Source organism: Ruegeria sp. HKCCSP346 (assembly GCF_017872595.1).
Lineage (GTDB): Bacteria > Pseudomonadota > Alphaproteobacteria > Rhodobacterales > Rhodobacteraceae > Ruegeria.
Genome location: NZ_JAEDOT010000004.1, coordinates 193,797 through 216,230, shown reverse-complemented (window position 1 = coordinate 216,230; position 22,434 = coordinate 193,797). Strand labels below are relative to the sequence as shown.

General features: G+C 58.9%; 26 protein-coding genes. 11 read left to right on the top strand and 15 right to left on the bottom strand.

All coding sequences use genetic code 11. The features are described 5' to 3' along the window. The first annotated feature begins 111 nt into the window (after positions 1 to 111). Positions 112 to 276 carry a DUF465 domain-containing protein gene (locus I9185_RS13930; protein WP_083445267.1) on the top strand — a complete coding sequence of 55 codons (165 nt, stop codon included), beginning with the start codon at positions 112 to 114 and terminating at the stop codon, positions 274 to 276. Here the strand turns inward: I9185_RS13930 and I9185_RS13925 are convergent. The 10 genes from I9185_RS13925 to I9185_RS13880 all read right to left on the bottom strand — a co-directional run bounded on the left by I9185_RS13925 (position 273) and on the right by I9185_RS13880 (position 8,277). After that, positions 273 to 1,139 carry a DMT family transporter gene (locus I9185_RS13925; RefSeq protein WP_210093344.1) on the bottom strand — a complete coding sequence of 289 codons (867 nt, stop codon included), beginning with the start codon at positions 1,137 to 1,139 and terminating at the stop codon, positions 273 to 275. The genes I9185_RS13930 and I9185_RS13925 overlap by 4 nt on opposite strands. Further along, the gene (locus I9185_RS13920; RefSeq protein ID WP_171634972.1) at positions 1,136 to 2,083 is read right to left on the bottom strand and encodes a transcriptional regulator GcvA; all 948 of its coding nucleotides are present in this window, start codon (positions 2,081 to 2,083) and stop codon (positions 1,136 to 1,138) included. Before I9185_RS13920 ends, I9185_RS13925 begins: the two co-directional genes overlap by 4 nt. A 298-nt stretch (positions 2,084 to 2,381) precedes the next feature. Continuing rightward, entirely contained in the window at positions 2,382 to 3,104 is a 723-nt protein-coding gene (gene phbB / locus I9185_RS13915; protein ID WP_171634971.1) for an acetoacetyl-CoA reductase, read from the bottom strand. A 186-nt stretch (positions 3,105 to 3,290) separates the two neighbouring features. Then, complete coding sequence (locus I9185_RS13910) at positions 3,291 to 4,466, bottom strand: acetyl-CoA C-acetyltransferase (protein ID WP_170346332.1); 1,176 nt, start codon at positions 4,464 to 4,466, stop codon at positions 3,291 to 3,293. Positions 4,467 to 4,656: 190 nt separating this feature from the next. Continuing rightward, positions 4,657 to 5,490, bottom strand: a complete 834-nt coding sequence (locus tag I9185_RS13905) for an EAL domain-containing protein (RefSeq protein ID WP_210093343.1) — start codon at positions 5,488 to 5,490, stop codon at positions 4,657 to 4,659. Between the two features lie 103 nt (positions 5,491 to 5,593). Further along, complete coding sequence (locus I9185_RS13900) at positions 5,594 to 5,782, bottom strand: hypothetical protein (protein WP_171634969.1); 189 nt, start codon at positions 5,780 to 5,782, stop codon at positions 5,594 to 5,596. 93 nt (positions 5,783 to 5,875) lie between these two features. Further along, the gene (locus I9185_RS13895; protein ID WP_210093342.1) at positions 5,876 to 6,847 is read right to left on the bottom strand and encodes a sterol desaturase family protein; all 972 of its coding nucleotides are present in this window, start codon (positions 6,845 to 6,847) and stop codon (positions 5,876 to 5,878) included. Continuing rightward, positions 6,844 to 7,230 carry a hypothetical protein gene (locus I9185_RS13890; protein ID WP_171724278.1) on the bottom strand — a complete coding sequence of 129 codons (387 nt, stop codon included), beginning with the start codon at positions 7,228 to 7,230 and terminating at the stop codon, positions 6,844 to 6,846. Before I9185_RS13890 ends, I9185_RS13895 begins: the two co-directional genes overlap by 4 nt. A 59-nt stretch (positions 7,231 to 7,289) precedes the next feature. Next, positions 7,290 to 7,619: a hypothetical protein gene (locus tag I9185_RS13885; RefSeq protein ID WP_152456810.1), complete on the bottom strand. Its 330-nt coding sequence runs from the start codon at positions 7,617 to 7,619 to the stop codon at positions 7,290 to 7,292. 91 nt (positions 7,620 to 7,710) lie between these two features. After that, positions 7,711 to 8,277 (bottom strand): TlpA disulfide reductase family protein, encoded by a 567-nt coding sequence (locus I9185_RS13880; protein WP_209834679.1) that lies wholly within the window; start codon positions 8,275 to 8,277, stop codon positions 7,711 to 7,713. Between the two features lie 21 nt (positions 8,278 to 8,298). Here I9185_RS13880 and argH point away from each other — a divergent pair, with 21 nt between their 5' ends. The 5 genes from argH to I9185_RS13855 all read left to right on the top strand — a co-directional run bounded on the left by argH (position 8,299) and on the right by I9185_RS13855 (position 14,036). After that, positions 8,299 to 9,687: an argininosuccinate lyase gene (gene argH / locus I9185_RS13875; RefSeq protein ID WP_210093341.1), complete on the top strand. Its 1,389-nt coding sequence runs from the start codon at positions 8,299 to 8,301 to the stop codon at positions 9,685 to 9,687. Continuing rightward, positions 9,669 to 9,884, top strand: coding sequence for a hypothetical protein (locus I9185_RS13870; RefSeq protein ID WP_224854660.1), 216 nt, complete (start codon positions 9,669 to 9,671; stop codon positions 9,882 to 9,884). Before argH ends, I9185_RS13870 begins: the two co-directional genes overlap by 19 nt. An 87-nt stretch (positions 9,885 to 9,971) precedes the next feature. Continuing rightward, complete coding sequence (locus tag I9185_RS13865) at positions 9,972 to 10,127, top strand: hypothetical protein (protein WP_171229797.1); 156 nt, start codon at positions 9,972 to 9,974, stop codon at positions 10,125 to 10,127. 62 nt (positions 10,128 to 10,189) lie between these two features. Continuing rightward, the gene (gene lysA, locus I9185_RS13860) at positions 10,190 to 11,455 is read left to right on the top strand and encodes a diaminopimelate decarboxylase (protein WP_171634961.1); all 1,266 of its coding nucleotides are present in this window, start codon (positions 10,190 to 10,192) and stop codon (positions 11,453 to 11,455) included. A 37-nt stretch (positions 11,456 to 11,492) separates the two neighbouring features. Beyond that, entirely contained in the window at positions 11,493 to 14,036 is a 2,544-nt protein-coding gene (locus I9185_RS13855) for a TIGR02302 family protein (protein WP_348539744.1), read from the top strand. Between the two features lie 3 nt (positions 14,037 to 14,039). Here I9185_RS13855 and I9185_RS13850 read toward each other — a convergent pair whose 3' ends face one another. Then, the gene (locus I9185_RS13850; protein ID WP_210093340.1) at positions 14,040 to 14,780 is read right to left on the bottom strand and encodes a zinc-ribbon domain-containing protein; all 741 of its coding nucleotides are present in this window, start codon (positions 14,778 to 14,780) and stop codon (positions 14,040 to 14,042) included. A gap of 182 nt (positions 14,781 to 14,962) precedes the next feature. Here I9185_RS13850 and I9185_RS13845 point away from each other — a divergent pair, with 182 nt between their 5' ends. From I9185_RS13845 to I9185_RS13830, 4 genes are read left to right on the top strand one after another with little or no spacing between them, the layout of a single operon-like run. Continuing rightward, entirely contained in the window at positions 14,963 to 15,640 is a 678-nt protein-coding gene (locus I9185_RS13845) for an ATP-binding cassette domain-containing protein (protein WP_152456816.1), read from the top strand. Then, the gene (locus tag I9185_RS13840; protein ID WP_171634956.1) at positions 15,637 to 16,536 is read left to right on the top strand and encodes an FtsX-like permease family protein; all 900 of its coding nucleotides are present in this window, start codon (positions 15,637 to 15,639) and stop codon (positions 16,534 to 16,536) included. Before I9185_RS13845 ends, I9185_RS13840 begins: the two co-directional genes overlap by 4 nt. Then, on the top strand, positions 16,536 to 17,279 hold the full coding sequence (locus I9185_RS13835) for a lysophospholipid acyltransferase family protein (protein ID WP_210093339.1): 744 nt from the start codon (positions 16,536 to 16,538) through the stop codon (positions 17,277 to 17,279). The genes I9185_RS13840 and I9185_RS13835 overlap by 1 nt, the downstream gene beginning before the upstream one ends. After that, positions 17,263 to 17,868 carry a pyridoxamine 5'-phosphate oxidase family protein gene (locus I9185_RS13830; RefSeq protein ID WP_210093338.1) on the top strand — a complete coding sequence of 202 codons (606 nt, stop codon included), beginning with the start codon at positions 17,263 to 17,265 and terminating at the stop codon, positions 17,866 to 17,868. Before I9185_RS13835 ends, I9185_RS13830 begins: the two co-directional genes overlap by 17 nt. A 20-nt stretch (positions 17,869 to 17,888) precedes the next feature. Here I9185_RS13830 and I9185_RS13825 read toward each other — a convergent pair whose 3' ends face one another. After that, on the bottom strand, positions 17,889 to 18,482 hold the full coding sequence (locus I9185_RS13825) for an NAD(P)H-dependent oxidoreductase (protein WP_170346349.1): 594 nt from the start codon (positions 18,480 to 18,482) through the stop codon (positions 17,889 to 17,891). Between the two features lie 102 nt (positions 18,483 to 18,584). Between I9185_RS13825 and I9185_RS13820 the strand changes: the two genes are divergently transcribed. Further along, positions 18,585 to 19,163, top strand: coding sequence for a TetR/AcrR family transcriptional regulator (locus tag I9185_RS13820; RefSeq protein WP_210093337.1), 579 nt, complete (start codon positions 18,585 to 18,587; stop codon positions 19,161 to 19,163). Positions 19,164 to 19,184: 21 nt separating this feature from the next. Here the strand turns inward: I9185_RS13820 and lpdA are convergent, their stop codons facing one another. The 3 genes from lpdA to odhB form a co-directional block, all read right to left on the bottom strand. Continuing rightward, entirely contained in the window at positions 19,185 to 20,573 is a 1,389-nt protein-coding gene (gene lpdA, locus I9185_RS13815) for a dihydrolipoyl dehydrogenase (protein ID WP_210093336.1), read from the bottom strand. Between the two features lie 72 nt (positions 20,574 to 20,645). After that, the gene (locus I9185_RS13810; RefSeq protein ID WP_152456823.1) at positions 20,646 to 20,915 is read right to left on the bottom strand and encodes a hypothetical protein; all 270 of its coding nucleotides are present in this window, start codon (positions 20,913 to 20,915) and stop codon (positions 20,646 to 20,648) included. A gap of 2 nt (positions 20,916 to 20,917) precedes the next feature. Next, on the bottom strand, positions 20,918 to 22,432 hold the full coding sequence (gene odhB / locus I9185_RS13805; RefSeq protein WP_210093335.1) for a 2-oxoglutarate dehydrogenase complex dihydrolipoyllysine-residue succinyltransferase: 1,515 nt from the start codon (positions 22,430 to 22,432) through the stop codon (positions 20,918 to 20,920). Positions 22,433 to 22,434: the final 2 nt, after the last annotated feature.

Sequence of the window (22,434 nt, the reverse complement as noted above, 5' to 3'; positions counted from 1 at the left end):
CCGAATTTGTCGGATTTGTTACAGATTCTGTGCGTCTGCAGCGTGACAGGGTGGAAACGATGTGGTCAAATTCTTACGTGACATACAGACACATAAACAAGGAGGATCGCAATGAGCGTGAGCGCACATCTGACGGAACTGAAGAAAAAGCACGAATCTCTCGGTCTAGAAGTGGAACAAGCCCAACGCTCGCCAGGTATCGATGATCTCCATATTGCTCAGTTGAAAAAGCAGAAGCTCAAGCTGAAAGAAGAGATCGAACGCCTGTCCGCTTAAGTTTTCAGGCTGGCGCGGGCCGCTATCAAGGCCCCGCCGGCGATCAGAAAGGCCGCGATCGCAAGCCCCCAGGACGGGGTCGCGATCCCGGCCACTACCAAAGCAAGGGTCGACAGTAACGGGGCCGCATAGGATGAGGTTCCGAGGATTTGGATGTCGCCTTGCTTGACGCCAATGTCCCAGACGTAGAACGCCAGCCCGACGGGCCCAAGGCCGAGTGCCAGCACCGACGCCCAGCCCAGTGCCGTATCGGGCAGTACAGTGTCTTCCACAGCCAGATGCAGCAGACCCGAAGCCAGTGCAGCCGCAAGGCAGAATATTGAGACGGAACTGGTCGGCGTGCCCTCCAGTTTGCGTGATAGAACGGAATAGCCCGACCATGTCAGTGCGCACAGCAAGGCCAATGCGTATCCGGGCAGGTATTGGGCCTGAAAGCCCGCGCCGCCACCCCCGGCAATGATTACAGCGGCCCCTGCGAATCCAAGGCATGCCCCGATCAGGTGGCCGATACGCAGATGCTCACCCGGAAGCAGGCCCGACAGAAGCACAATGAGCAGAGGCCAGAGATAAGCGATCAGCCCGGCCTCGGCAGCCGGCGCCATGCGCAGGGCCGAAAAATACAGCGCGTGATAGCCAAATAGGCCCAATGCGCCAAACAGGTAGGTCGTCCAGGGAACTTGCTTTAGTTCGCTCAAACCACCTGTCGCCGTTGCCCAGACAAGCCCAAGCGCACCACCAATCGAAAAGCAGATCGTGTTCAGCAGCAGGGGCGGCGTGGGCGCCGACCCGACAGTGAACAACGCCAGCAAGGCCCATAGCAAGACAGCCACGAAGCCGATGGCCGTTGCGCGCATTTTGGTCATGGGCGGGAAACCTCTTCAATCGGTACAATTTTGAACTCATCCGATATATGCGCGGTTTTTTCAATCTCGGTCAGGAACCAATCGCGAAACGCCGCGATCTGAGGTTTCTTTTCAGCCCCCGGCAGGCACAGAAACCGGAACCGGCCTTGTGTTTCCAGGGCCACCTTGAACGGTGCAACCAGGCGGCCTTCGGTCAGGTCCTTGAGAATCATGGCGCGTCGCCCCAGTGCCACGCCGACACCGGCAACAGCGGCATCAATCGCGTGATCGGCATTGGAAAAATGCGCGCCATGGGTCGGAGTAAAATCCACCCCCACGGCACGGAACCAAGCGGGCCAATCGCAAGGCGGGGTCAGAAAGCTGATCGAATCGTCATGGATCAGCGGGGCGTCGCGCAGGCTGTCTGGCGTGGTGAATTGTTCTGCAAGTTCCGGTGTCATGACCGGGGTCAGCCATTCCTTTCTGACGGGAACGGAATACAGCCCGTCATCGGCCGAATTCCCGAACCGGATGGCGACGTCCACGTCGTCCCGCTCCAGATCCATGTTGCGCAGCGTGGCCGAGAATTTCAGATCGATCTCGGGATGCGCCCGAGCAAATTCGTAAAGCCGCGGCGCTAACCACTTGGCGGTCAAAGCTGGGCCCGCGGTGACGGTCAGGCTTGTGTCATCTTCCTGTCTGCGCACCGCACGCCATGCGGCTTGCAAGGTGGCAAACCCTTCTGCCGCACCAGGCGCAAGGGCACGGCCCGCCTCGGTCAGTTCTACGGCGCGGTTCAGACGACGAAACAGCGGCCGCCCCAGGTGTTCTTCAAGCGACTTGATCTGAAAGGACAGGGCGGCTGGCGTCACATGCAGCTCTTCCGCCGCCTTCGAAAAAGACATGTGCCGGGCTGCGGCGTCAAAAGCACGCAACGCGGTCAGCGGAGGCAGATAGTCACTCATAGTGAAGAAAAACTTATCTGAAGTCTCAAGAAAGCTCGTTTGTCGTGTTTGTTTTTAGCCTCCATATTCACATCAGGTCAAATAAAACTGATTTGAAAAGGAGGCTGTCATGATCGAGATGACAACAAATCCCGCCGCCCAGATGGCGATCCTGCGTGCCCACCAAGAGCGCAGCAGGGTGATCTGGCAGTTTTGGGGATGGATATTCGGTTCCCGCTGATCGCAGCGCGCGCGTTCTTACGGGATCAGAAAGGGCCGGCCCAAAGGGACCGGCCCGTTTTTAGTTCACAACTCTGGATCAGACGAAGAACTGCGCACCGTTGGCCGAGATCGTCGAACCGTTGATGAACTGCGAATCGTCCGATGCCAGGAAGACCACGCAGCGCGCGATTTCCTCTGGCTCACCCAGGCGGCCGGCCGGGATTTGGCCAATGATGGACTCGCGCACCTTCTCGGGCACAGCCATGACCATTTCGGTTGCGATATAGCCGGGGCAGATCGCGTTGGCAGTGATCCCCGCCCGCGCGCCTTCCTGCGCCAGGGATTTTACGATGCCCAGGTCACCTGCCTTGGTCGCTGCATAGTTCACCTGAGCGAACTGGCCTTTCTGACCGTTGATCGAGCTGATGACGATGACACGACCGAACTTGCGCTCTCGCATGCCGGGCCAGACAGGGTGCACCGTGTTGAACACGCCGGTCAGGTTGGTGTCGATCACGTCTTTCCACTGATCAGGTGTCATTTTGTGGAATGGTGCATCGCGGGTGATGCCGGCGTTGGCGACGACCACATCGATGGGGCCAACCTCGGCCTCAACCTTTTCAATACCTGCTTTGGATTCGTCATAATCGGCGACGTTCCACTTGTAGGTCTTGATCCCGGTTTCTTCAGTGAAATTTGCGGCGGCTTCGTCATTTCCCGCATAGGTTGCCGCAACGTTGTATCCTTCGGCTTTGAGCGCCTTGGAAATTGCTGCGCCAATGCCGCGGGAACCGCCGGTAACGAGTGCTGTTCGTGCCATTTATGACTCCTTCAATTTTAGTCGTCTTAGTAATGCTGTTACTCTGAGAGATGGTTGTGCGCAATATTGTTTCGTCTTGAATCTTGGTTTCCGGGCGGCAATATCGTCGCATCCAACAGTTGGAACCTCAATGTAACAAAAAAAGGCGCCCACCGGGCGCCTAATTCTATTTGATTGCCAACGCGCTTAGTCGCGCTCCACACAAAGGGCAACGCCCATGCCGCCGCCGATGCACAAGGTCGCCAAACCCTTTTTTGCATCGCGACGCTTCATTTCGAATAGCAGGGTGTTCAAAACACGGCACCCCGAAGCACCGATCGGATGGCCGATGGCAATGGCGCCGCCGTTTACGTTCACGATCGACGGATCCCAGCCCATATCCTTGTTCACCGCGCAAGCCTGCGCGGCAAAGGCTTCGTTGGCCTCGACCAGGTCCAGATCGTCTACCGACCAGCCTGCTTTTTCCAGTGCCTTGCGCGATGCATAGATCGGGCCGACGCCCATGATCGACGGGTCCAAACCGGCGGTCGCATAGGACGCGATGCGCGCCAGAGGTTCGATTCCCCGCTTTTCAGCGTTTTCGGCTGACATCAGCAGCGTCGCGGCCGCACCGTCGTTCAATCCCGAGGCGTTGGCAGCTGTGACCGAACCGTCCTTGGTGAAGGCTGGACGCAGTTTGGCCATGGCTTCCATGGTTGCGCCATGACGGATGTATTCGTCCTTGTCCATCACGATGTCGCCCTTGCGGGTCTTGATGGTGAAGGGCACGATTTCGTCTGCGAACTTGCCGGCCTTTTGTGCTGCTTCGGCCTTGTTCTGCGAAGCAACGGCGAATTCATCCTGCATCTCGCGGCTGATCTGCCATTTCTCTGCAACATTCTCGGCAGTCTGACCCATGTGATAGCCGTTGAAAGCATCCCACAAGCCATCGCGGATCATTGTGTCGATATACTTCATGTCGCCCATCTTGTGACCGGCGCGCAGCGCGGCGGCGTGGGGCGACAGCGTCATGTTTTCCTGACCACCAGCAGCGACGATTTCCGCGTCTCCCAGCTGAATATGCTGGGCGCCCAAAGCAACGGCGCGCAGGCCCGAGCCACAAACCTGGTTGATTCCCCAGGCCGCGCTTTCCTGCGGCAGACCGGCGTTGATGTGGGCCTGACGTGCGGGGTTCTGCCCCTGGGCGGCTGTCAGAACCTGCCCCATGATGGTTTCGCTGACTTCGCCTTTTTCCACTCCGGCGCGCTCGACAACTGCTTCCAGAACGGCAGCGCCCAGATCATGGGCAGGTGTGTTCGCAAACGAACCACTGAAGCTGCCAACACCTGTTCGTGCGGCGGATGCGATTACTACGTTGGTCATATGATCAGTCCTTTACCGTCATGGGACAGCGGAATTTCTGACGGCGCAGGTCGAAAGATGTCCTCTCGAAACAAGAGCGCCCCGTGATCCCCCGCTCAAGTACTCTTGCAATAGCGTAACGCTGCACATGCAGCAACGGGCAGCTTGTCTCAGTGTCGGAATTGGTAGGAAAATGTCGATGAACAGGCAATCAACTGCCTGTTTTTGATCTGTTTTCCTGCTTCCAGGGTTCCGCAACACTGGGTGCGCCATACAAGAATCCTTGCAGGCAATCCACGCCACTTGCCACCAAGAAAGCGGCATCCTCCTGCGTTTCAACCGATTCGGCCGTGACCAGAATTTCGAATTCACGGGCCACCGCGATCAGGGCCCGCACCAAAGTCTGGTTGTCGGGATCGTTGCTGATGCCCCGCACGAACTGGCCATCGATTTTGGCTGCGTCGAACAGAAACTCGCGAAAATGGCGAAAGCTGAAATTGCTGGAGCCAAAGTCATCCAGCGCAAAAGCGATGCCGCGATCCTGCAAGCGGTCCATGAAGTCGACAACCAGCTCAGGCACCTGCATGGCCGAGCTTTCGGAGATTTCGAGGATCAAGCGTTCGCCCAATTCGGCATCTCGTTTCAGGAATCTGTCCAGTATTCTGGACCAGTTGGAATAACCGATCGAGCGCGCAGACATGTTGATCGACAGGCGTATTTCCGGGTTCCTCGCCAATGTGCGCAACCCAAGCTCCAACGCGACGCAGTCCAGATCGCGGCCGATAGGAGTGTTTTCGACCTGAGGCATGAATTCTCGCGCCGGGATGACGCGGCCGGTTTCGTCCAGAACCCGAATGAACCCTTCGTAGAACGCGACTCGGTACGGGGCGTGCGCCTGTATCACCGGCTGAAAAGCCAGTTTGCACTGCTTATGCTTCACTGCATCGGTTGCCATCTGCACAACCGAACGATCCCGCGTCGAAACGGCCGCATTCAACGGACTTTCCGACCCCTCAGGCAGATGTGCCAATTTTTTATTTCCCATAAGCGCGGATTCCCATGTGTCCGGGACAGGTGTCCGGTCACAGTCTCGGGGCAAAGAGATGAATCTGCGGTTAAGGGTTCGGAAAAATTTCCGTCTCGCGGGCTCAGCGGGTGGATTGCCACGCGCGTGTCAAAGAAGCTGCCGCGCCAAGTATCGCGCCCATCGCACCTAGGGCCATCATTGCAAAACCCAATGCGATCAGGGCTGCAACGGCGCCCCCAAGGGCTGCGAGCATGGCCATCAACAGGCCGAACAGGCCGAAAAAGGTTGAAATGGTTGTCAAACGATTCATACAGACCCTCGCTCACTCACACACGGCGCCTGTCGTCTGATATGGCGCTCAATGGCCGAGATTCAAGGCACAATCAGGGTGCAGCCGGCTGTTTCAAGCCTGTTCTGCTTGTCCGCTGGGCAGCTTTTTGTCCAGATGCTCAAAACCGGGCGTTCCGCAGTCTTCCGGGTGGCGCGCCAGATGCTTGGCCTTGATCTGTTCCGAACTGTCCCGGCTGCCGTCATGGCTGTACCCAGGTGGGGCAAAGCAGTAGGCCAGCCGCTGTTTCAGGGTCAAACCCGGCTGGGTCGCGTCGCGCCAGATGGCCACCCATTCGTGAAAGGCCACCCGCAGGGGATTGAAAGTGCCGATATTGTGCACCAGGCCATAGTCCACCCGGTCGTCCTCCTGCTCGGGGACGAAGGTGCCGAACAGCTTGTCCCAGATGATGAACACCCCGGCATAGTTGCAATCCAGATAGCGTGCGTTGCGGCCGTGATGGGCGCGGTGGTGACTGGGGGTGTTCATTACCGCCTCGAACCAGCGGGGCATCTTGCCGATGGCCTCGGTGTGAATCCAGAACTGATAGATAAGATTGAGGCCACCGACGAACAAAACCATCGCAGGATGGAACCCAAGCAGGATCAGTGGGGCGCGTACGACCATCATGAAAGTAAACGTATAAGTCCAGGTCTGCCGCAGCGCGGTCGTCAGGTTGTAGTGCTGCGAGCTGTGATGGTTTACGTGGCTGGCCCAGACCCAGCGGATGCGATGGCCAAAGCGGTGGACCCAGTAGTAACGCAGATCGTCCAGGACAAAGCACAGGATGATAACCGGAATTGACGTACCCAGGTTCATCGGCGTGATCTGCCAAAGCCACATGAAAAACGCATAGGCGATAAAGCCCAGCAAAAAGCCCGATGCGATGTTTCCGGCCCCCATGATCAAAGAAGTCACCGCATCGCGTGTTTCATAACGCCCGCCTTTGCCTTTGACAGCGATCCACAGAAACTCGGCCAGAATCGCTGCGATGAAAAAGGGAACGGCCCATTGCACCGCATCGGGAAAACTAATTTGGTCTGTCATGCGGGCTCCATCAGGTCACGCCAGTGATGGCGTTCGAATTCGTCCAGTCGGATAAGTGTTTTGGGCACCGAGAATTCGTGAAACAGAATCTCAAAGCCTTCCGGATGATCCAGAAGATCATAGTCCAGCAAATGCCGGGCCACGGTGTCGGCCCCGAAGGACCAAAGCAACCCATTGCCTGAACTGGTGCGCACCATCGCGGCGTGGCCATCATGGGAAACCGTGACGTCGACCACATCATCGTCCGGAAAGTGACGTGCCCATTGTGATCGTGCAATGTCGGGCGTCAGCATCACTTGCTGCGATTTGCCGGTGAGATGCAATAACAGGGTGACACCAGCTATGCCGCCGACGACCAGCGTCAGTAGAATTTCAAGTGGCATTCCATCCTCCTGAGCGCAGAGTGCAAAGGAGTTGAAACTCTGTCAAAGGTGGCGTTGCGTCAGCTGTTTTCCAGCCGTTCCAGTATCTCGTGTTGCACCACACGTTCGACGAAGGGCACCAGCCCCTCGGGGCCGGATGTACGATCCTTCAGATGGATGCAGATATCCGGGCGCCGGGCGGCAATTATGCCCACCATTTCACCACGGATCGTGTCGTCAAGCCCCGCGCCCAAGATGGCGCAGGCAATTCGGGGCTCGGCATCCAGCTGTTTCCGGACCTCGTCCGTGTCATGTGCGCCCAGCCACTGAATCGGCAGATGATCCAGTTGCCGTGCCACATCACCGATCACATTTGGCAACCGTCCGATCAAAAGAACCACCGGCTTCATCGTCGCCTCCTTTCTATAAGGTCACAAACGAAAACCGGCCCAATTGGGCCGGTTCGAGTGTATCACAAACAGGCGGACGCTGCGCCATTCGTCAGCTATTGGATTCCACAAGCGTCGAGATAATCGCCTTCGCACTGTCCGAGTTCCACTCGGCGTCGCCGATCAGCCGGGCGATTTCCTGCCCTTCGGGGTTCAGGATGACCGTGATCGGCAAGGCGATGACGCCGAACTCACGGGCAGCGGCTGAACTGGGGTCCTGGTGACGGGGCAGGTTGGCGATGCCGTTCTCTGCAAAGAACTTTTTGATGCCGGCAGGCGAGTTGCGGCCCGTGGCCAGTGTCAGAACCTGAAACTTGTCGCCGCCGAACTCTTCCTGAAGTTCAGCGATCTGAGGCATCTCTTTGCGGCAGGGCGCACACCAGGTGGCCCAGAAATTCAGCAGCACATACTTGCCCTCATAATCGGCAAGCGTGCCGACACCGCCGTCATCTTCCAGCTGGAATTCGATTGATTTGGCGGGTTTCGGTTCCTTGTGCAGGATCAGACGTTTCAGGCTCTCTTCCCGCAGAGGGGCCAGCGTCTCGGCATCGGTCGCCAAGGCGGCATTTGCACCCAGCGCAAGGGCCATATAAAGGGGGATCAGACGAAATAGGCGCATATCAACTCCGGGTTTTCTTACATGACCGATCAATCCTCGAACCAGATGTGGGGCGGCCGCTTTGCCGCCGGTCCAGACGCGATCATGGAGGCAATCAACGCCTCGATCGGGTTCGATCAGCGGATGGCAGCCCAGGACATCGCAGGCTCGCGCGCCCATGCGGCCATGCTGGCAGCCACAGGCGTCATAAGTGATAGTGACGCCGAAGTCATTCGGGAAGGGCTGCTCACCGTTTTGTCAGAAATCCAGAACGGAGAGTTCCAGTTCTCGACCGCGCTGGAAGACATTCACATGAATGTCGAGGCACGTCTGAAAGAGATCATCGGAGAGCCCGCAGGCCGTTTGCACACAGGCCGGTCACGCAATGACCAGGTCGCAACCGATTTCAAGCTCTGGGTTCGTGATCAGCTGGACGCTGCTGAGAATGGCTTGCTGGCCCTGATCCGCGCGCTTTTGGCGCAGGCCGAGGCTGGCGCCGATTGGGTCATGCCGGGCTTTACCCACCTGCAAACGGCGCAGCCGGTGACATGGGGCCATCACATGATGGCCTATGTCGAGATGTTTGGCCGTGATCTGTCCCGCGTTCGTGACGCCCGTGCCCGGATGAACGAATCGCCACTGGGGGCTGCGGCGCTGGCCGGAACGTCCTTTCCCATCGACCGCCATATGACGGCCGAGGCGCTGGGCTTTGACCGGCCTGCCGCCAACTCGCTGGACGCCGTCAGCGATCGTGACTTCGCGCTGGAGTTCCTGTCCGTGGCCTCGATCTGCGCCGTGCATCTGTCGCGGTTTGCCGAGGAACTGGTGATCTGGTCTTCGGCGCAGTTCCGTTTCGTTACCCTGTCGGATCGGTTCTCAACCGGATCGTCGATCATGCCGCAGAAGAAAAACCCCGATGCGGCAGAGCTGATCCGCGCCAAGGTGGGTCGGATCTTTGGCGCCAACACAGCGCTGATGATGGTGATGAAGGGCCTGCCGCTGGCCTATTCCAAGGACATGCAGGAAGACAAGGAACAGGTCTTTGACGCCGCCGACAACTGGATGCTGGCGCTGGCCGCGATGGAAGGCATGGTCAAGGACATGACCGCCAACCGCGACAGCCTGGCCGCCGCCGCCGGCTCGGGCTTTTCCACCGCGACCGATCTGGCCGACTGGCTGGTTCGGGTGCTGGGCCTGCCCTTCCGCGACGCGCATCATGTTACCGGATCGCTGGTGGCCATGGCCGAGAAGAAGGGCTGCGACCTGCCCGATCTGACGCTGGACGACATGCAATCGGTCCATGCCGAGATCACAAATGACGTCTACTCTGTCCTTGGAGTCGAAAATTCTGTAAACTCACGCCAGTCCTATGGTGGCACAGCTCCTGATCAGGTGCGTGCTCAGGTTGAACGATGGAAGGCAATGGTGTGATGACCGTGCTGCGCGCGATTCTGATTGCAGGGTCCGGCCTGATGCTGGCCGGATGCGGAGCCGATGGTGAGCCCGTTCAGCCAGCGCCCGCTCAGCCAACTGTCAGTGCAACCGTCGGTGTCGGCTCTGGCGGAGCGTATGTAGGCGGTGGCGTAGGTCTGAGCCGTGGCCCGCTGGGGATCTACCTGGGATTCTAAGCCACTTTCATATTGCGCATCGGTTTTATATCCACCAACGTGAGGTGGCATGTCGGTGCGCATGTCATCCAAAGAAAAGATACTGAAATGAGAACACTAGGACTGTTTCTGGTATTTGCGGCTTTGACGGCTTGCGAACCTACATCGGCAAGACGCCCGGAACCTGCGGCAGAGCCCAAACAATCGGGCACCGGAGTTTCGATCTCGGGCTATGGCCGGGTTGGAGTTTCGACCCGAAATTAAACTTGGTCGATGGGTTCGGAATCCATTGATCCGAAGCTATCTTCTGGTCTAAGCGCGCAGACATGGATCATTTTCTCTACCGCGACGGCGCGCTATTCGCCGAGGATGTCCCTGTCTCCGAAATCGCTGCCGCGGTCGGAACGCCGTTCTACGTCTACTCCACAGCAACCTTGCTGCGGCATTTTCAGCTGTTTGACGATGCGCTTGACGGCACGGACCACCTTGTCTGCTATGCGATGAAAGCGGCCAGCAATCAGGCGATCCTGAAAACTCTGGCAAAGGCGGGCGCAGGGATGGACGTGGTTTCGGGCGGGGAATACCTGCGCGCCAAGGCGGCGGGCGTTCCGGGCGACAAAATCGTGTTCTCTGGAGTGGGTAAAACGGCGGATGAGATTCGTACCGCACTGACCGGCGGCATCCGTCAGTTCAACGTCGAATCCGAGCCCGAGATGGAAGTGATCAACGCCGTTGCACTGGAATTGGGTGTGGTTGCGCCGATTACTGTAAGGGTGAACCCGGATGTCGATGCCAAGACCCATGCCAAGATTGCCACGGGCAAGTCTGAGAACAAGTTTGGCATTCCGATTGCCCGTGCCTCGGAAGTTTACGCCCACGCTGCCAGCTTGCCGGGGTTGGAGGTGATCGGCATCGACGTCCATATCGGCTCGCAACTGACCGAACTTGAACCGTATGAGCTGGCCTACACAAAAGTAGCCGAGCTGACCGAACGCCTCCGTTCTGAAGGTCACAACATTCGGCGTCTCGATCTGGGTGGCGGTCTGGGCATTCCTTACACCCGGTCGAACAACGCACCCCCCTTGCCGATTGAATATGGTGCGCTGGTCAAGAAAACATTGGGCCATCTTGGCTGTGAGATCGAGATCGAGCCGGGCCGCCTGATCGCGGGCAACGCCGGGATCATGGTTAGCAAGGTCATCTACGTGAAATCAGGCGAAGGTCGCGATTTTTTGATCCTTGATGGGGCGATGAATGACCTGATCCGCCCGGCAATGTACGAAGCTTACCACGATATCGTCGCGGTGCAGGAACCTGTCGCCGGTGTGGAACAGCGCCCTTATGACATCGTGGGCCCGGTCTGCGAATCCGGTGACACTTTTGCCAAACAACGCAACATGCCGCCGCTGAAATCGGGTGACCTGATCGCCTTCCGCAGCGCGGGTGCCTATGGCGCGGTGATGGCCAGCGAGTACAATACCCGCCCGCTGATCCCCGAGGTTCTGGTCAATGGTGATCAATTTGCAGTCATTCGTGAACGACCAAGCTTTGACGAAATCATAAACCGCGATACCATACCTTCATGGCTTTGACGCGATGACCGCGCGGGCCTAACCCCGGAGGCCCGTCTTGTCCGACCGTTCAAACCTGCCCATTCCGCGCCTGTCCGTGTGGTTGACTCATGTCGGCATGGTGGCAGAACAGGTGTTGCGCGCGTTCTGGCCGGCGTTCTCGATTGTACTTGTTCTGCTTGCGGCTTTGATGCTCGGGCTTCAAGATGTTGTTTCCGTGGAAATTGTCTGGGCGGTCGGCGCGCTGTCCTTGGGGTCGTTTTTGACGGCTGCGGTGCTTGGCCTGAGGGGTCTCAAGTTGCCTTCGCGCGCCGAGGTTTTGATGCGGCTGGATGAGACCTTGCCGGGACGCCCAATTCAGGCCTTGATGGATGATCAGGCTATCGGTGCGGCCGATCGGGATTCCGTGGCGCTGTGGCAAGCCCACAAAGCCCGGATGGCGCAACGGGTCGCGACGGCCGAGGCCGTGAAACCAGACCTTCGGCTGGCATCGCGAGATCCTTATGCACTGCGCTACGCGGCGTTGCTGGCTTTTGTCGTAGCGCTGGTTTTCGGCTCTTTGTGGCGCGTGGGGTCTGTGGCGGACATGGCCCCGGGCACTGCCGCCGCCGGGCAGGGGCCGACTTGGGAAGGATGGGTCGAACCCCCGCGCTATACGGGCCTTCCAACGCTGTATCTTGCGGACCAAACGGATGCAGAGCTTGCCGTTCCCAAGGGTAGCCGCGTTACCTTGCGGCTTTATGGTGAGGTTGGCGCACATAGCCTGACGGAAAACAGCTCGGCCCTGGGGGCCGAGGCGGCGACCGACCCCGAGCAGGAGTTCGTGGCAGAACGCTCTGGCCAATTGCGCATCGACGGGCCGGCGGGGCGGGAATGGGCCGTTGAGATCATTGACGACACGGCACCACAGATAGCCGTGGCTGGATCGGCTGAGGCCGAGGCGGGCGGGCAGATGAAGCTGCCATTCGTTGCAGGAGATGACTATGGTGTGGTTGCAGGCTCTGCCCTGATCGAACTGGATCTGGCTGCCGTTGATCGCCGCTATGGTCTGGCGGCAGAGCCCGAACCACGCGAAGCGATCGCAGTTGAATTGCCTATGCCGATCACCGGCGACCGGGTGGATTTTGCAGAAGATCTGATCGAGGATTTCTCGCAACACCCATGGGCGCATTTGCCGGTTCGGATCACCTTGATGGCCACGGACGCGGCGGATCAGCAATCGTCTTCCGAACCTTATGTGACCGATCTTCCGGCCCGTCGGTTCTTTGATCCGCTGGCCGCTGCGGTGATCGAACAACGGCGCGATCTGCTGTGGTCGCGGTCCAATGCGCCTCGGATCGCGCAACTGCTGCGGGCTGTATCTCATCTGCCAGAGGACTTGTTTCGCTCGGAAACTGCCTATTTGCGTCTGAGGGTCGTGCTGCGGCGGCTTGAGACCTTTGATCAATACGGGCTGAAACCCGAACAGCAGGCAGAGATCGCCCAGGCGCTCTGGGATCTTGCCGTGTTGATCGAGGACGGCACGCTTGCGGATGCGCTGGAACGGATGCGGCGCGCGCAGGAACGTCTGACCGAAGCAATGAAGAACGGCGCCAGCGACGAGGAAATCGCGGAACTGATGCAGGAATTGCGCGAAGCGACGCAGGATTACCTCCAACAACTGCAACGGTTGGCCCAGCCGAACGGCGAAGATGGCGAGCGTCAGCAGGGCCAGAACGGCGAGTCCCTGCAAATGACGCAGGATGATCTGCAACGCATGATGGACCGCATTCAGGAGCTCATGGAACAGGGCCGGATGGCCGAAGCCCAGCAGGCACTGGAAGAGTTCCAGCAGATGATGGAAAACATGCGTGTGACTCAGGGCCAGGGCGGAGGGCAGCAGTCCGAAGGTCAGCAGGCCATGGAAGGTCTTGCGGAAACCCTGCGCGAGCAACAAGGTCTGAGCGATCAGGCCTTCCGTGATTTGCAGGAACAGTTCAACCCGGGCGCTCAATCCGGTGAAAGCCAGGGCAATGAGGGACGCAATGGCGGGCAAGGCCGGGGGCAAAGCCACGAAGGTCAGGGCGGTCAGGGGGAAGGCTCGGATCAGGCTGGCGAAGGCCAGCAGGGTCAAGGCTCACTTGCGGATCGGCAGCAAGCGCTAAGAGATGAGCTGAGCCGCCAGCAACAGGGTTTGCCCGGCGCCGGCACGCCCGAAGGTGACTCCGCGCGCGAGGCGCTGGACCGGGCCGGGCGCGCCATGGACGAGGCGGAACAGGCCCTGCGTGGGGATGATCTGGCCGAAGCCATCGACCGGCAATCCGAGGCGATGGAAGCCCTGCGCGAAGGGATGCGTTCGTTGGGTGAGGCGATGGCGCAGAACCAGCAGAACCAACCGGGGCAAGGAACGCAGGATGGCGACATGCAAGCCAACAATCGCGATCCGCTGGGCCGAAATCCGGGTGCCGCCGGTTCGATTTCAACAGATGAGAATTTGCTGCAAGGCGAAGACGTGTATCGCCGGGCGCGGGAACTGCTGGATGAAATCCGGCGCAGAACCGGGGAATCGGACCGCCCCCAGATCGAACTGGAATACCTGAAACGTTTGTTGGAGAGGTTCTAGACCTCAGTTCTGGGCACCGGATCCAGCCTGTGCTTCAAGCCAGATACGCGCCTGATCCACAAGCGACACGTATGAGCTGAGCAACGGGTCGGCCTGAGGGACCGCTTCGCTGATCTGTTGGGCATTGCCATAGATCAGATACAGAACCACGCCGATGATCAGCATCAACGCAAAACCGCGCAGGAAACCGCCCGATTTGCGGGGTGGCTGCGGGACTTCTTCCGACTCGTCAGATCGCATTGTCGAATTGATGGCTTCAACATCCGGCAGCGCGTCTTTCTGCCCGGCATCGACAGCGGTTTCCGAAGCCGAAGGCCGCTTGGGGCGCACCTTGGGTTCTGGTGGCGTATCCAGCCCCAGATCGGGCTGGCTTTCAAGGCTGCTGCCTTCCTGCGCCCGCAATTCCGCTTCGCGGGCAGCTTCCTCTTTCAGAATGCTGGCAACGGACGGATCGACATTCCCTGTAGGCGCAGCGGGTTCTTCAACTTCTGGCTTGTCTTCGGATACCGCTTCTTCAACAGGACCCGGTTCGGCGTCCTGCGGAGCGTCGACCACGTCGGGCGATGTGTCATCCTGTTCGGGGGTTTCCGCTTTTTCGTCCGGTGCGCCTGCGGCTTCGGCAGGGTGCTTCGCTTGAAACCAGGTCTGATCACAGTTGGAACACTGTACGTCGCGGCCTTCCTCGGGGATGACCTCGTCAGGAACCTCGTACTGCGCGCTGCAATTCGGACATGTAAGACGCATGCTGCCTCCTCGGCCGGGCGAAGGGCCGATAATAGTTTTTTCAGGAATGATATTCGGTTAAGACCCAACAGCAAAGAGCGTTTTCGGTTTCGCGGGTCAAGTGTCACCAATTGGACCCGGTAGAGCCATTGAAACCATCACCATGCTCGGGCAAGAAGAGCGGCAAAATAACGGGGGCACGTGTGATCGAGCTGGAAAATGTCAGCTACACCTACGGTGGCGGCGAGTTGCTGAGTGATGTCTCGGTACAATTGCAGCCGGGTTCGTTTCACTTTCTGACCGGGCCTTCCGGGGCGGGCAAGACCACGTTGCTCAAGCTGTGCTATGGTGCCCTGCTGCCGAGCTCGGGGCGGTTGAGCGTGTTTGACCAGGATATTTCAACCCTTGATCGCGACCAGCTGGCCGTATTGCGTCGCCGCGTTGGTGTCGTGCATCAGGATTGCCAGTTCCTTGACCACATGACGCTTGCCGAAAACGTCGCGTTGCCGCTGATGGTGTCCGGGCGTTCGGAAACATCCGAGCAGGAAAACCTGACCGAGCTGCTCAGCTGGGTGGGTCTTGGCGCCAGGCTCGAAGCGCTCCCGCCTGAACTGTCCGGCGGCGAGCGGCAAAGGGCCGCTCTGGCGCGTGCCGTCATATTGTCGCCTGACGTGGTTTTGGCGGATGAGCCGACGGGCAATGTTGACTGGGAAATGTCGCAACGGCTGCTGCGTCTTCTGATCGAACTGAACCGGATGGGCAAAACCGTCCTGATCGCCACCCATGATCTGAGCCTGATCCGCGCGGCCAAAAGCCAGGTACAGGCTCGTGTCCTGCGTATTTCGCAGCGCAAGCTGCAACTGGCGGGGGCGGATCTATGATCAGTCCTGATCTCAAAAATCTGTTGCGCGGTGACAAACGGGCAGACCGGGTTGTTCCCCCAACGGGATATACGGCACACCTGACCCTGTTTGTCGCGGGTGCGATGGCGTTTCTTGCAGTATTCGCACTGGCCCTGTCTCTGGCTTCGGGGCGCATTGCGGATCGCTGGGCCTCGGAACTGGCCGGAGCTGCAACCCTGCGCATCAACGCGCCAGCGGAACAGCGTGCGGCCCAGACCGAGGCCGCGCTGACCGTTCTGAGCCAGACGCCTGGCGTGGCCTCGGCCCGTGCTTTGACGCAGGAAGAGCAGGCGGCGTTGCTTGCCCCTTGGTTCGGGCCGGATCTGCCGCTGGATACGCTGCCCGTGCCGCAGCTTATCGAGATCATTGAAACCGAACCGGGCATCGACGTGGCTGGGTTGCGTTTGCGACTGGGGGCCGAGGTGCCGGGCGCCGTGCTGGATGATCATACGCGGTGGCGGGAGCCTTTGGTTGATGCGGCGATGTCCCTGCGTCGTCTGGGGTGGATTTCGATCCTGCTGATCGGTGGTGCGACCGCGGCCATGATTACTCTTGCCGCCAATGCGTCGCTTGCCGCAAATGCCCAGATCATCGAAGTGCTGCGCCTGGTCGGTGCACGCGACGGGTTCATAGCGGGCGCATTCGTAAGGCGGTTTACTTATCGCGCATTTTTTGGAGCCTCGGTCGGTACATTGCTGGGAATGACCGGTGTTCTGATGCTGCCCGAAGCCTCGGAATCGGGTGGGTTTCTGGCCGGCGTCGGCTTTCAGGGCAAAGACTGGGCGTTGCCGGTTCTTATCCCGATCCTTGGTGCCATGGTCGCGTTTTTTGCTACTTGGGCTGCGGCCCGACGCAAATTGAAGGAGCTTTCCTGATGTTGATGGCTGTTCAATGGGTTAGATCATTGATCTTCATGATCGTGATCTACGCCTGGATGCTGATCCTTGGCATTGTCTTTCTGCCCTATGCACTGTTTTCCAAGGCTGGCGCCCTGAGGGCGTGCAAGACCTACGCGCGCAGCACCATGTGGCTGGCCCGGTGGATGGTTGGCATTCGGTGTGAAGTGCGGGGTAGGGTCCCAACGAATGAAGTGGTCATAGCCGCAAAACACCAGTCGTTTCTTGATATCATCATAATTTTTGATGCGATTCCGCACGGCAAGTTCATTATGAAGCGCGAGCTTTTGTTTACACCCGTCATTGGAATGTATGCGCGGCGACTTGGCTGTATTCCGGTCAATCGCGGCAAGCGCGGTGCTGCCGTGACCAAGATGGTCAAGGATGTATCGAAAGAGTTTTCGGAACCCGGGCAGCTTGTGATTTACCCGCAAGGGACACGTGTGGCGCCCGGTGCGAAGAAACCTTACAAGGTTGGAACAGCCGTTCTTTACGAAGGGCTCGGCTTTCCCTGCGTTCCGGTCGCGACGAATGCCGGCGTCTTCTGGCCCCGAACGGGTGTCATGCGCAAACCGGGCCTTGCGATCGTCGATTTCCTCGACCCAATCGAGCCGGGTGTTGGCCGGGACGACTTCCTTGCCCGGCTGGAAGATGTGATAGAAACACGTTCCAACGAGTTGATGCGGGAAGTGGGGTTTGATCCGGATGGAGCACATTCGTGACATTGAAACGCTTGAAGCGTTGTATGGTCGGCCCGGCGCGCCGTCCTTGCGAAAGGTCGTTCATCAGCTGACGCCTCTCTATCGCAAGTGGATCCTCGCATCGCGCCTCTGTGTGCTCAGCACGGTTGGCCCAGAAGGTGTGGATGGCAGCCCGCGGGGCGATGATGGCCCGGTCGTGAAAGAGCTGGATGCGAATACGCTGGCTCTGCCGGACTGGCGCGGCAACAACCGTCTGGACAGTCTGCGCAATATCGTGCGCGACCCACGTGTTTCGCTGATGTTCTTCGTCCCGGGGTCCAATAACGTCGTTCGGGTGAACGGGTTGGCGCGGGTAACGGCGGATGAGACCCTGCGGCATCAATTCGAGAAGGCCGGCAAACGCCCGGCGACTGTTATCGTGATTGAAATTGCTGAGATATACAGCCAATGCGCTCGTGCTCTGATCCGGGCGCGTATCTGGTCCAGCGGTGATGGAAGCGGCAATCTTCCCACGATAGGACAGCTTCTGTCCGAGGCATCAGACGGTGCGGAAGGCGGCGCGCAATATGACGAGGAATGGCCTGCACGCGCCGCAAAAACGATGTGGTAGATGTAGGTGCCAGTTGTGGTTCAAACCGCAGCGGCTCCGATCCTTGATACTTTTTCCAACCAGCGATCGACGCTGCCGGGCTTGGGATAGCTTGCACCGGAAAAATAGGTGAACCGCGTTGGCTTGAAGCCGACGAACCCAAGGATCTGGTCCCGTACCTGACGGATAAGCGCCTGCCTGTATATCAGGCGCATGAACCATCCCGGCGTGTCTGACGTCAGGATGACGCGTGCAGTACGCCCAGTCAGCATGGGCGCCGGAAATCCGATCTTGGTGGTGTTCCGTGTGTCAAACGTTCGCCCCGGAATGAACATTCGGTCGATCAGTCCTTTGAGTTTTGCTGGAAGGCCGCCCCACCACATCGGGGTGGTCAGGACCAGGTGGTCGCTCCACTCAAAGTCTTGCAACACTTGCTCCAGAACCGGCTCAAGCGGTTTGAAGTCGTGATAATTGCCCTGACCGAAATCAAAATCGAATTGCAGATCGCTCAGATGAACCAACCGTACATCGTGCCCGTTTTTGCGGGCCGCGTCTCTGTATGTTTCGGCAAATGTGCGTGACAGGCTGCTTTCTGCGGGGTGTCCGTCAAGAATGAGAATCTTTTTCGGTTGCATCGGGTATCTCCTGAAAAATGACCGTGGTCAGTTTATAGAATCAAAAAATGACCACGGTCAATAAAAATTTGACCACGGTCAGAAATTGTGCGATTGAGCCATATGCAAAAGACGATTCAGAAACGCACGATCAAGACCCGCGCCAAGCTTCTTGCGGCCGCTGAAGAGGTCGTCCGCAATGGCGGATATGAAGCGTTACGGGTGGAAGAGGTCGTGAAGGCCGCAGGGGTCGCGAAGGGCACCTTTTTTGCGCATTTCCACGACAAGGATGCGCTGATGGAAATTCTGATCGCGGACAAGCTGAATGCGTGTCTGGATCAGGCCGAGGCCGGAGCACCACCCAATACTGTTGCAGAAATCGTCGCGTCGCTGGACCCGGTTCACAGTTTCATGACGTCCGAGCGATATGTATTCGATCTGTTGATCAGGTATTCCGGTGCGACGGCTGTCGCCGAAATAGGACCGGTGGCCTATTGTTTTGAGCGATATTTCCGCATCGTGATGCTGTGGCTCGAAGATGCAGAGGTGCGCAAGGATGTGCCACCCGAGTTGTTGGCCGAAGGTGTGCAGGCCTTTGCCATTCAGGCCATGTCACTAAGATTCTGCGCATTGCATTCCGCGGCGACATTCACCGACAGGTTGAAGACCTATCTGGATGCCTGGTTGACCCCGACAGGCTGATCGCTGCCGGGGGCAAGGTTGTCAGCTGTGGATCGGACCGTCGCCGCAGGCCAGTGCGGCCTCGCGCACGGCCTCGGAATAGGTCGGGTGCGCGTGGCAGGTCAGGGCCAGATCTTCGGCGGATGCGCCGAATTCCATCGCCACGCAGACCTCATGGATCAGGTCGCCTGCGCCGGGGCCGATGATGTGGCAGCCCAGGATACGGTCGGTTTCCTTGTCGGCCAGGATCTTGACGAACCCGTCAGAGGCAAAGTTGGCTTTGGCGCGGCCGTTGCCCATGAACATGAACTTGCCGACCTTGTAGGCACGGCCTTGTTCTTTGAGCGTCGCCTCGGTTTCACCAACATTGGCGACCTCGGGCCACGTATAGATCACACCCGGAATGACACCATAGTTCACATGCCCATGCTTGCCCGCAACCTGTTCCGCCGCGGCCATACCTTCATCTTCGGCCTTGTGCGCCAGCATCGGGCCTTCGATCACGTCGCCGATGGCGTAGATGCCCGGTACGTTGGTCTGCCAGTCCGCACCCACCTTGATCTGGCCGCGCGGGGTCATCTCGACGCCCAGAGCGTCCAGCCCCAGACCATCGGAATAAGGCTTGCGCCCGGTGGCCACCAGCACGGTATCGGCGTCGATCACATGCTCGCTGTCGTCCTTGAGCAGCTTGTATGTCACTTTGGCCTTGGTCTTGGTTGCTTCGGTTTTCTGTACCGCTGCACCCATGATGAAGTTCAACCCCTGTTTCTTGAGGATACGCTGGAATGTCTTCTGCACCTCAGGGTCCATGCCCGGCGTAATTTCCTTGAGGAATTCGATCACCGTTACATCTGCGCCCAGGCGGCTGTACACCGAACCCAGTTCAAGCCCGATCACACCCGCGCCGATCACCACCATTTTCTTCGGGATCTTGCCCAGAGACAGCGCTCCGGTTGAGGTCACAACCACCTTCTCATCGACTTCGACACCGGGCAGCGAGGACGGTTCGGAGCCTGACGCAATGATAATGTTCTTGGTTTCATGGATTTCATCGCCAACCTGAACCTTGCCGGCCGCAGGGATCGAGCCCCAGCCTTTCAGCCAGTCGATCTTGTTCTTCTTGAACAGAAACTCGATACCCTTGGTGTTGCCCTCGATCACCTCATCTTTGTAGGCCTGCATCTGTTTCCAATCGACCGAAGGCGATTTGCCCTTCAGGCCCATCTTGGCAAAGTTGTGTTCGGCTTCATGAAGCTGATGGCTGGCATGCAGCAGAGCTTTTGACGGGATGCAGCCCACGTTCAGGCAAGTGCCACCCAGCGTTTCGCGCCCTTCAACCACAGCGGTTTTCAAGCCCAGTTGAGCGCAGCGGATCGCGCAGACATAGCCGCCGGGTCCGGCGCCGATTACGATGACGTCATAGTTTGCCATTACATTCTCCTAAACCGACCGGACGATCCGGCGCTTTCCCGACCCGATCTGGCGGGTCGGGAATATCTATTGTCAAACAGGTTCCAGCAGCTTGATCGAGATATGCGCAATGCCGCCTCGTTCATGGTGCATTGCCAATTCTTCGGATCCGAAAAATGCCTTGGCCTTGTCCAGGTTGATCACCTCGAACATCGCGATCGCATGGTCCTTCTGATCGGGGTCGCGCCAGACATGCAGGTCGCGGATACCCGCGGCCTTGCGCATCGGCTTGTCCTCGCGGAACACTTTCAGCCAGGCGTCGAAATCGGCCACATCGGCCTGCCAGAGTACATGTGTCGCCATGGTTACAGATCCATCAGCAGGCGGCGCGGATCTTCAAGCGCCTCTTTCACGCGAACCAGGAAGGTTACCGCGCCCTTGCCGTCAACAATGCGGTGGTCATAGGACAGGGCCAGATACATCATCGGACGGATCTTGATCTCGCCATTGATGACCATCGGTCGTTCCTGAATCTTGTGCATGCCCAGAATGCCCGACTGCGGGGGGTTCAGGATCGGCGAGGACATCAGCGAGCCGTAGACGCCACCGTTCGAGATTGTGAAGGTACCGCCCTGCATCTCGGCCATCGAAAGCTTGCCATCGCGGGCGCGCTTGCCCTTTTCGGCAATGGCCTTTTCAATGGCTGCAAAGGACATGCTGTCCGCGTCGCGAATGACCGGAACCACCAGACCCTGCGGCGTGCCGGCCGCAACGCCCATGTGAACGAAGTTCTTGTAGACGATGTCGGTGCCATCGATCTCGGCATTGACCTCGGGCACTTCTTTCAGGGCATGGCAGCAGGCCTTGGTGAAGAAGGACATGAAGCCCAGGCGCACACCGTGCTTCTTCTCGAACTGGTCTTTGTACTGATTGCGCAGGGCCATGACTTCGGTCATGTCCACCTCGTTATAGGTGGTCAGGATCGCGGCGGTGTTCTGCGCATCCTTCAGGCGCTTGGCGATGGTCTGACGCAGACGGGTCATCCGTACACGCTCTTCGCGAGCCTCATCTTCGGCAGCAACCGGTGCGCGCGGAACCTGAGCAACGGGCGCCGGCGCAGCCGCCGCAGGTGCGGGGGCCGAAGCAGCTGCGACCGCCTTGGCGACATCTTCCTTCATGATGCGACCATCGCGACCGGTGCCGGTGACCTGATCGGCTGACAACCCGGCTTCGGCCATCGCCTTTTCGGCAGACGGCGCATTTGCAACATCCTTGCCGGTGCTTGCTGCTGCAGGAGCCGCAGCAGCAGCTGCCGGTGCAGGGGCTGCGCCTGCGGTCGCGCCCGAGATGACTGCCAGCTTTGCGGTTGCATCAACGGTTGCACCTTCCGGCGCGACGATTTCCGCCAGAACACCCGCAGCCGGGGCGGGTACCTCGACCGAGACTTTGTCGGTTTCCAACTCACACAGCATCTCGTCCTGCGCGACGCTGTCGCCGACTTGCTTGAACCAGGTCGAAACAGTCGCCTCAGTCACAGATTCGCCAAGCGTGGGCACCATCACGTCAACCGACCCGCCCGATGCAGAGGGTGCGGCCTCGGGGGGTGCTGCGGCTGTTGCCGGGGCAGGCGCGGCTGCACCTTCACCGGCAGCAATCGTCGCCAGCAGAGCATCGACACCAACCGTGTCGCCTTCGGCGGCCACAATCTCACCCATCACGCCAGCTGAGGGAGAGGGCACTTCGACCGTCACCTTGTCAGTCTCCAGCTCACACAGCATCTCATCCACGGCGACCGCATCACCGGGCTTTTTGAACCATGTTGCAACAGTGGCTTCGGTGACCGACTCGCCAAGCGTGGGAACACGAACTTCAATCGTCATCG